Here is an 8,919-nt window from a genome sequence, read left to right as displayed (position 1 = left end):
CGGGGTCGCCGACCATGAAGCCCTGGGAGCGTTCGAACATGTACTCCTCGTCGTTGAAGTCGATGTCCTTGACGGCGCCCATGTAGGCGTAGTCCTGGGAGAGCTTGGACAGGCGTTCGTAGGCGTCGGTGGAGAGTTTGGCCATCTCGAAGAGGGGTTTGGCCTCGGCGCGGGCCTGTGCCGTTGTTTCGGCGCAGTGCATGCCACCGGCGACCGCGACCATCTTGCGCGGCGTGATCGGGTAGGGGTGGTCAGTGGCGGCGAGTGTCTTGTCGTAGAGCTTGACCATGTTCTCGACGAGGTCGAAGCCGAGGTAGAGGCCGCCCATGATGGCGCCGATGCCCATCGAGGCGGCGGTTTCGACGGAGCCGGGGCTGCCGGCGGCGGCTGAGATGGGCGGGTAGGGACCCTGCAGGGGCTTGGGGACCAGGCTGCGCGGCGGAACCTTGTAGTGCTCGCCCACGTACGAGAACACGTCGTTGAGGAACGCGCTCCGGATCAGCTCGATGCCCTCACGCCATTGAGCCTTGTTCTCGGAAGGGTCCACCTCAAACGCGCGCAGGGCGAGCGTGGTGTTGCCGCGCCCGGTACCAAGCTCGACACGGCCGTTGGAGAGGATGTCCTCGGTCGCGACGCGCTCGGCCACGCGCAGTGCGTGGTTCATCCGTGTCGGCAGCAGCGTCACCAGGTGGATAAAGCGGATCCGGCTGGTGAGAGCCATCAGGTACGGGTACAGCACCTCCGGAGCGGAGACCGAGGCCGTCCCGAGGGCGACGTGCTGCTCCGAACTGCCGAAGGCGTCGAAACCCACGCGCTCCGCAAGCAGAACCTCCTCCACCAGCTCCCGGTAACGGTGCTCATGAGTGAGCCCCACCGGGGTGTCCCCCTCGCTCATCAGGATGAAGTCCATACCGCCTCTTCCCTCGAATGTTATTGGCCGATAACGTAGGACCCAGCACAGGCCAGGTCAAGACCCCGGGGGGAGCGGCAGGAGTTATTTTTGACTAACGTATACAAGCCCGGACTGCGGGCCTCTCCCCATCCGTCGAGTAGTGACGCATCCGCGAGGTACTGGCCGAGCAGGCACAGGAGGAGGAGTGACCACACGTGAGCGAGTTGCGGATTGAGCGTTTGACCTCGCCTGAGATCGCGAGCGCCATCGCGAGCGGTATGCGTACGGCGGTCCTGCCGCTGGGAGCCACGGAGCAGCATGGCGCCCACCTTCCGATGTCGGTCGACAGCGATCACGCCGATCGACTGGGTGTTCTTGTCGCCGAGCGGCTCGGCGACGCGCTCGTGCTACCGACGGTGCGGATCGGCTGCTCGTCGCACCACCTCGGCTTCGCCGGAACGCTCTCGCTGCGGGCCGAGACGCTCGAAGCGATCTGCGCCGACTGCTGCGCGAGCCTTGCCGTGCACGGCTTCCGCAGGGTGCTGATCTTCTCGGCACATATCGGCAACTACCCGGTGCTCAGTGACATCGAGCCGAAGCTCGCCGCGCGACTTCCCTCCGACCTGGATGTCATCGCGTTCGCAGACTCGGCAGCGGTCCTCCGTGCGTGGCGCGATGCTGCTCAACGCGTCGCCGGCCTCGCCGACCACGTCGGAGGCCATGCCGACGTGGCCGAAAGTTCGGTCATGCTGGCCGTGCGGCCGGACGCCGTGAGGAACGATCGCGCCGCCGCAGGCTTCACCGGGCCCATGGATGACGCCTTGCTGGCCCGCGTATTCACTGACGGTGTCAAGGCAGTCGCACCCAGCGGGGTGCTCGGTGATCCGCGCGGCATGTCGTCCGAGCTGGGCTTCGCCTGTCTGACCGCGGTGGCCGACCTGCTCGCGGAACACGCAAGGGAACGTTATCGGCCGCTCACCTAGACTAGACTTTACGTGTGTCGAGCTCACCTACCCCCCGTACCGCATCTCCCCGCGCCACCCGTCGGCAGGTGCTGATCAAGGTCGCCGGAGAGTTGTTCAACGAGCGTGCCTTCGATGCGGTCACCACTGAGATGATCGGCGCGCGTGCCGGTGTGACCGGCCCCGCGCTCTACCGGCACTTCGCGAGTAAGCAGGCGTTGCTGATCGCCGTGCTCGAGGATCCGCTCAGCGAACTGCTGGCTCATGCCCGCAAGACGGCAGCCGAGGTGACGGATCCACGCAAGGCACTCGAGGAGATGATCGATTACCACATCCAACGCAGTCTCCAGAACGTTCCGTCCACGCTGGTGTTCCTGAAGAACGAACACAACGTCCCGGAAGACGAGCGCCATCGCATGCGGCGCATGATGCGCCTCTACGCCGAAGAGTGGAGCGGACTGGTCACCCGGCTGCGGCCCGACCTGTCAGACGCGCAGACCCGCGTTCTCACCCACGCCGTCTTCTCGATGATCAACGCGGTACCCCAGTTCAACAGCGGCCTCGATCCCGACATCGTCGCGACGACCATCCGCACCGCCGCGATCAACGCGCTACTCATCCCCGCGGACGCGATCTGACAAAGCCTTCAGCCTTCAAGGGCGGCGGCTCGTAGCCGCTGACCTGATCCAGGCCGGGGGTCGTTGACGGGAGAGCACCTATGGGGCCCGGCTCGTCAGCTCTGGTGGATCTGCGGAGAGGCCGTGTGATGGATCTGATGAATTTTGAACCGGTCCGGACGCATCCGCAGCTGCTGCTTGATCGTGCGCGCTCCGAGCCCGACATCATTGCCCTGCGCCACTGGCGCGAAGGGGTTGTGCACGCGATCACATGGCGGACGTACCGAGACCGAGTACGCGAGATCGCGCTCGGCCTTGTCGACCACGGCGTGCAGCACGGCGATCGCGTCGCGGTGATGAGCAGCGCACGCCCCGAATGGGCCTTCGCCGCACTGGCCGTGCAGAGTGTCGGCGGCGTGGTGGTCGGCGTCTACCCGACCAACTCGCCCGCCGAGATCGAGCAGATCCTGGCGCACAGCGAGGCAGTGGCCTTCATCGGCGAGACAACCACGGAGCTCGACAAGGTGGCGGAGATCGCAGCCCGCACACCCAAGCTGCGGCTTGTCGTCGGCATGGACACCGCCCCGTCGGCGCTGCCCGGGGCAATCACTGGGACAACGTGGGAGGAGCTGCGCACAGAGGGAGCGCGGCATCCAAGCGTCGCATCCGACCGCCTGGTCGAGATGGTCGCCGCCACGAGACTCGACGACCCCGCCGTTCTCTTCTACACCTCGGGCTCCACAGGAGCTCCGAAAGGCGTCACACACTCGCACCGTACGCTTCAGCACTCGGTCCAGACCGTCGTCGGCCTCTATCCGGAACTCGACAGCCGTGAGCACGACATCGTCGGTTTCCTGCCGCTGGCCCACGTGGCGCCGGCGCTGCTGCTGATCTTCACTCCGCTGCTCTCACGTCTCGTGGTGACGTACTGCCGCATCGAGGACTACGAGGACGCGTTGCGCACCGTGCGACCGACGGCGCTGCTGTGGCCCCCGCGCTTCTACGAGAAGGCCGCCGGCGAGCTGATCGCACGAACGCAGGCTTGGCCCCGGGTGCGCCGGTACGCCTACAAAGGCGCGATGTGGGTCGGCCGCCGAATGGCCGAGTGCCGTTGGTCCAGTGGTCATCCCTCGGTATTGCTGCGGATCGCATACGCCGCGGTGCTTCGCCGTGTCTTCCTGCCGTTGCGGGCAAGCGTCGGATTGGACCGCCTTCGCGTCGCTTTCACCGCCTCCGCCGCGACGCCCGAGAACGTCATCGCGCTGTGGCAGACCTGGGGGCTGGACCTACGCGAATGCTATGGCCTCACCGAAACAGCCGGCTGCCCTGTTGCTCATTTCGACCAGGCGTTTCCTCGCCCGGGATATATCGGTCGAAAATTCCCGGACCCACGCTTCCAGGTCGAGGTCGCGCATGACGGTGAAATGCTCGTCCGCGCACCACTGCTGTTTCGCGAGTACTGGCGCAACCCCGAAGAGACAGATGCCGTTCTACAGGACGGTTGGTTCCGTACCGGCGACCTGATTGAGCGTACCGCGCACGGTGAGATCCGCCTCATCGGCCGAAAGAAGGACGTGATCATCACCAGCGGCGGCAAAACGATCAATCCGCAGCCGATCGAAACCCGGCTGAAGGAGAGCTCGCTGATCAGCGAAGCAATCGTCGTGGGCGACGCGCGTAAGTACCTCACCGTGCTGCTCGAGCCGAGCACCCAGGCCAAGGCGCTGACCTCGACGGTGCTGTCCGACCGCCTGCGAGCCGAGCTGGGGCGGGTCAACGGGGACCTCGCACGCGCGCAACAGCTGAAGGACTTCCGTGTGCTGCCTCGGCCCCTCGAGGCCGAACGCGGCGAGCGGACCGCGAATGGCAAGATCAAGCGGAACGCGGTAGTGAATTCATTCGCTACGCTGATCGATGAAATGTACGCCGGGAATGACGGCACAGTGATCGCGAACCACCTACGGCCGCGGTCACATTAGCGAAGAACCTTGATGAGTCGGTCGGGGCTCTTACATCTGCTGACGCGCATACAGCAACGGGTGGGCTCATGCGGCTCCCGATCTGCCATGACAAACAGTTCCGAGCAGCGCAAGCCGGCCCGAGCGGTTCGGTTCCCCGGACCGCTCTGCGGCTTGAGTCGTTCGGCAATGCTGACTTGATTCCAATCTTGCGCGCCACTCCCAGACCATGTCTCTTCTGCATCCATACGTGTGGAATTTGAATTAGTCCAGTCGTATCAGTGCATTGCGCGTCTGTGCACGACGGGTCAGAGTCAGCACATGCGAAGTGCATCGAGTGTGTGCGTACGCAGTTCCTGCTGACCCACGAGGTATGGCATGCGATCGGCGACGCTCCATCGATGAACTCCATCAATGCGCCCCATCATCCGATGGCCATCCGCAGTCCTCGAACCCGCAGTCGTCGAACCCGCAGTCGTCGAATCAGCAGTCACCGATGAGGTGGGCCCTGACGGCTGCGCCGCTCGAATCCGGAGAGATCGGGGCTTCAGGACCCACCCCCCCTGATCGCGCCGAGCAACGTGTCGGCGTCGACCTCGCGCGGGGAGGGCGGCCGAACGGCGCATCTTCCGTCCTGGTGTGACAAGGAGAGTCAATGACGACGGCACAACATCCCGAAAAGACGATCAGCTTGAGGTCCGCCCGGCGTGCATCGCTGGCGGGCGGCGTCGGGACACTGATCGAGTACTACGACTTCAGTGTCTATGGGTTTCTGACGCTCACCATCGGACCGTTGTTCTTCCCCAGCGACAATCCGACGGTCTCAACCCTGTCCGCGCTGGCGGTGTTCGCGTCGTCCTACCTCATCCGTCCGCTCGGTGGCTGGTTCTTCAGCCGCCTCGGCGACCGCCGCGGCCGCCGGACAGCCCTCGTCGCGACGATCGTGATGATGGGCGTGGCGTGCGGCGTGATGGGCCTGCTGCCCACCTACGGACAGATTGGAGTCGCCGGGACGATCGCGATCATCGTGGTGCGACTCGCCCAGGGGTTCGCTGCCGGTGGCGAGATCGGTGGCGCTGCCACGTACATCGCCGAACTGGCGCCACCCGGCAAGCGGGGCTTCTACGGATCGACGGTTTCCATGGGGTCTACTCTCGGGTTCGCCGTGGCCGCCGGCGTCGTAGGGCTGGTCCGGCTGCTGGTTCCGGCCGACCAGATGGCAACGTGGGGTTGGCGGATTCCGTTCCTCCTCTCGCTGGTCCTCACTGTGGTGTGTCTCCAGGCTCGGCTGCGGGTCGAGGAGTCGCCTCAATTCCAAGAGCTGAAGGAGAAGGCCGCGATCGTACGCAGCCCCATGCTGGCGGCTCTGCGCAGCCACCCGCTGTCGGTTGCCCGTGTGGCGGGCCTGGCTGTCGCGTTCAACGGCACCGGCTACTTCGGCGTTGCCTACTTCGCCATCTTCCTGCAGGAAGAAGGATTCTCCGCCACAGGCGTCGCCTGGACATCAGCGTTGTGCATCGCCCTCGCCACCTTCACCTACCCGTGGGCAGGCAAGTTGACGGATCGCTACGACCGCAAGCCCATCCTGCTGGCGTCCTACATCATCTTCGCCGTCATCGCTTGGCCGGTCTTCGCACTCCTCATCGCAGCGACCAACCTCTGGGCCGTCGGAGCCGTCTATCTGGTCTTCATGTTCTTCACCGGGTGGGCGCAGGTGCCTACGTGGCCGTTGGCCACGGAGCTGTTTCCGGCAAGCGTGCGCTACTCGGGCATCGCGATCGGCTACAACCTGGGCGTGATCATCGGCGGCATCACGCCACTCGTCGCCGCTGCCCTCGTGGCCGGTACCGGAAGCAGAACCAGCCCCGTCTACTGGATCCTCGCCGTAACACTCATCGGAGTGATCACCGTCGCGCGACTGCCGAAGACCGCGTCGAAGCCGCTACCCGCCTGAGCGGCCAGCCAGGTCCACGATCTCCTGCAACGCTGTGCGGAAGCCGCCCGGGTGCAGGAGATCGTCGAGCCGACCCGCTACCGGACTGACCGCTACCGCAACCCGTAGATCACTACGGTGTTGCCCCATGGGTCCCGGGCCACGGCCCGGACCTCGTGCGGGCCCTGCTCGGGCTCCCGGACTACGGATCCGCCGCCTCGTACGAGGGCGGTGAGCGCCGAGGTCACGTCGGGGACCTTGAACGACGCCGCGGGTACCCCACCGGTGACATCCTCGGCCGGGCCGGTCAGGGCCAACGTGGTACCGCCGGCGTCGAGGGCGGCGTAGCGGTCGCCGTCGACGAACTTCGTGGCCAGGCCAAAGGTGTCGGTGTAGAAGCGCACGGCGGCGTCGATGTCGGCCACCGGATGCAGCACGTTCCCGATCTTCACGAGGTCGATCTCCACGGAATCACCCCCCGGACGGCCGTACTACGGCCTGAGCGGACAGTCCCGCCACACCGCGCGCCGCGCGCAGATGAACCCCTGGCGCGATCTGGCGGACGGTGGCGGTGTCGACACCGGTGGCCATGGCGGCGTAGGCGCGAAGGGCCTTGGCCCGGGTCGGTTCAAGAATCATCAGATCCATCGCACGGCCTCTCCGCAGATCCACCAGAGCTGATGAGCCGGCGCGGATGTCGGTCATTGAACGCTCTGCCCGAGGTGGAGGAAGTCACCGCGGTACCACATCACCGGTTTGCCGCTGCCTATGCGCGCGTCGTGCACGCGACCGATGAGGATGACGTGATCGCCGCCGGGTACGGCTTGTTCCAGCTCGCAGCGGATGACCGCTGCGGCGTCGGGCAGTATCGGGTGTCCGCCCTCGTCGGACTCGAAGCTCCCGTGTGCGAACTTGTCCTCGCCCTTCGTGGCGAACCTCATGGCCAACTTCGCGTGCGCGGGCGTCACGATGTTCACGACGAACTGCTCAGCCGCTATGAAAGCTGGGAAGCAGTCCGCTCCTTGGTCCAGGCAAACCAGGATAAGTGGTGGATCAAGCGACAGCGACGCGAAGGAACTCGCGGTGAACCCGTGCGGCGTGCCCCCGGCACTTCGGGTCGTCACGATCGTCACGCCGGCAGGGAAGCGGGCCAACGCCGAACGGAAGGCAGCCGCGTCCAGCCCCTGGTCTTGATCAGCCATTCCACACCTCGCGGACAGCTCGGACGGCAAAGGCGACACGCTCCGGGAGCAGTGCCTCCGCTGCCAGTTCCCGATAGCGGTGTTCACGCGCGAGCCTGGTCGAGGTGCCCCTCTCAACCATGACGATGACGTCCATATCGACCCTTCCTTCCGATGTTATTGACCAATAACATATGACCTGGCTTCGGGGCGGTCAAGGCCCGGATTGGCGAGGTGGATGCGTTAGTGCTCAGTAACGGGGGAGGGTGTCAGGCCGACCCGTGGCCCCACTGTGCAGCTCTCGGCCGGTGGCGCGACCGGGGTCGCGCTGGCCGCTGCCCTCGTACGTACCCCGCTGGACCTTGGTGTTATCAACGGGTAACGCCTTTGCCCTCTCCCTGGGCCTTGACCTGGGTCGGGCTGCGTCCTACGTTATCGCCCACTAACATTTGACGGAAGGGTCGGTATGGACTTCATCCTCATGAGCGAGGGGGACACCCCGCTCGGGCTCACCCATGAGCACCGCTACCGGGAACTGGTCGAGGAGGTACTGCTCGCAGAGCGCGTCGGCTTCGATGCCTTCGGCAGTTCCGAGCAGCACGTCGCCATCGGGACGGCCTCGGTCTCCGCGCCGGAGGTGCTCTACCCCTACCTGATGGCACTCACCAGCCGGATCCGCTTCATCCACCTGGTGACCCTGCTGCCGACACGGATGAACCACGCACTGCGCGTGGCCGAGCGCGTCGCGACCGAGGACATCCTCTCCAACGGCCGCATCGAACTGGGCACCGGACGCGGCAACACCACCCTCGCCCTGCGCGCCTTCGAAGTCGACCCAGCCGAGAACAAGTCCCAGTGGCGAGAAGGCGTCGAACTCATCCGCCGCGCCTTCCTCGACGACCCGTTCTCCTACGTCGGCGAGCACTACAAGATCCCACCCCGCAGCCTGGTCCCCAAGCCCCTGCAAACCCCCTACCCACCCATCTCAGCCGCCGCCGGCAGCCCCAGCTCCGTCGAAACCGCCGCCACCATGGGCATCGGCGCCATCATGGGCGGCCTCTACCTCGGCTTCGACCTCGTCGAAAACATGGTCAAGCTCTACGACGAAACACTCGCCGCCACCGACCACCCCCACCCGATCACACCACGCAAAATGGTCGCCATCTCAGGCGGCATGCACTGCGCCGAAACAACAGCACAGGCCCGCACCGAAGCCAAACCCCTCTTCGACATGGCCAAACTCTCCACCGACGCCTACCAGCGCCTGTCCAAGCTCTCCCAGGACTACGCCTACATGGGCGCCGTCAAAGACGTCGACTTCAACGACCAGGAGTACATGTTCGAACACTCCCAAGGCTTCATCGTCGGCGACCCCC

10 protein-coding genes are annotated in these 8,919 nt (G+C 65.4%); 5 read left to right on the top strand and 5 right to left on the bottom strand.

What is annotated here, in order from left to right; translation table 11 throughout:
- Positions 1–910, bottom strand: a 910-nt coding sequence (locus ABFY07_RS42160; protein ID WP_346179535.1) for an LLM class flavin-dependent oxidoreductase, incomplete at its 3' end; no start/stop codon positions are given.
- Positions 911–1,107: 197 nt separating this feature from the next.
- Here ABFY07_RS42160 and ABFY07_RS42155 point away from each other — a divergent pair.
- From ABFY07_RS42155 to ABFY07_RS42140, 4 genes are all read left to right on the top strand, one after another.
- Positions 1,108–1,875: a creatininase family protein gene (locus ABFY07_RS42155; protein WP_346179534.1), complete on the top strand. Its 768-nt coding sequence runs from the start codon at positions 1,108–1,110 to the stop codon at positions 1,873–1,875.
- Between the two features lie 68 nt (positions 1,876–1,943).
- Positions 1,944–2,492, top strand: a complete 549-nt coding sequence (locus ABFY07_RS42150) for a TetR/AcrR family transcriptional regulator (protein WP_211301839.1) — start codon at positions 1,944–1,946, stop codon at positions 2,490–2,492.
- A 128-nt stretch (positions 2,493–2,620) separates the two neighbouring features.
- Positions 2,621–4,450: an AMP-dependent synthetase/ligase gene (locus ABFY07_RS42145; protein WP_346179533.1), complete on the top strand. Its 1,830-nt coding sequence runs from the start codon at positions 2,621–2,623 to the stop codon at positions 4,448–4,450.
- A gap of 634 nt (positions 4,451–5,084) precedes the next feature.
- Entirely contained in the window at positions 5,085–6,383 is a 1,299-nt protein-coding gene (locus tag ABFY07_RS42140) for an MFS transporter (protein WP_346179532.1), read from the top strand.
- A 92-nt stretch (positions 6,384–6,475) separates the two neighbouring features.
- Here the strand turns inward: ABFY07_RS42140 and ABFY07_RS42135 are convergent, their stop codons facing one another.
- The 4 genes from ABFY07_RS42135 to ABFY07_RS42120 are packed head-to-tail and all read right to left on the bottom strand — an operon-like array spanning position 6,476 to position 7,700.
- A complete protein-coding gene (locus ABFY07_RS42135; RefSeq protein WP_346179531.1) occupies positions 6,476–6,829 on the bottom strand; it encodes a VOC family protein in 354 nt (117 codons plus the stop codon).
- Positions 6,830–6,833: 4 nt separating this feature from the next.
- Positions 6,834–7,067 carry a hypothetical protein gene (locus ABFY07_RS42130; protein WP_346179530.1) on the bottom strand — a complete coding sequence of 78 codons (234 nt, stop codon included), beginning with the start codon at positions 7,065–7,067 and terminating at the stop codon, positions 6,834–6,836.
- The gene (locus tag ABFY07_RS42125; RefSeq protein WP_076971142.1) at positions 7,064–7,564 is read right to left on the bottom strand and encodes a flavin reductase family protein; all 501 of its coding nucleotides are present in this window, start codon (positions 7,562–7,564) and stop codon (positions 7,064–7,066) included. The genes ABFY07_RS42130 and ABFY07_RS42125 overlap by 4 nt, the downstream gene beginning before the upstream one ends.
- Positions 7,557–7,700: a hypothetical protein gene (locus tag ABFY07_RS42120; RefSeq protein WP_346179529.1), complete on the bottom strand. Its 144-nt coding sequence runs from the start codon at positions 7,698–7,700 to the stop codon at positions 7,557–7,559. The genes ABFY07_RS42125 and ABFY07_RS42120 overlap by 8 nt, the downstream gene beginning before the upstream one ends.
- A 309-nt stretch (positions 7,701–8,009) precedes the next feature.
- On the opposite strand from ABFY07_RS42120, the gene ABFY07_RS42115 reads away from it, so the two are divergent.
- Positions 8,010–8,919 (top strand): LLM class flavin-dependent oxidoreductase (locus ABFY07_RS42115; RefSeq protein ID WP_346179528.1); only part of this gene is annotated, 910 nt, incomplete at its 3' end.

It is taken from the genome of Streptomyces sparsogenes subsp. cuspidosporus (genome assembly GCF_039532705.1).
Lineage (GTDB): Bacteria > Actinomycetota > Actinomycetes > Streptomycetales > Streptomycetaceae > Streptomyces > Streptomyces sparsogenes.
This window is presented reverse-complemented; position numbering and strand designations above follow the sequence as displayed.

Bases quoted from the DNA above. Each gene is read 5' to 3' on its own strand.
- ABFY07_RS42145 (WP_346179533.1), top strand. From the start codon at position 2,621: ATGGATCTGATGAATTTTGAACCGGTCCGGACGCATCCGCAGCTGCTG.
- ABFY07_RS42140 (WP_346179532.1), top strand. From the start codon at position 5,085: ATGACGACGGCACAACATCCCGAAAAGACGATCAGCTTGAGGTCCGCC.
- ABFY07_RS42130 (WP_346179530.1), bottom strand. From the start codon at position 7,067: ATGACCGACATCCGCGCCGGCTCATCAGCTCTGGTGGATCTGCGGAGA.
- ABFY07_RS42125 (WP_076971142.1), bottom strand. From the start codon at position 7,564: ATGGCTGATCAAGACCAGGGGCTGGACGCGGCTGCCTTCCGTTCGGCG.
- ABFY07_RS42120 (WP_346179529.1), bottom strand. From the start codon at position 7,700: ATGGACGTCATCGTCATGGTTGAGAGGGGCACCTCGACCAGGCTCGCG.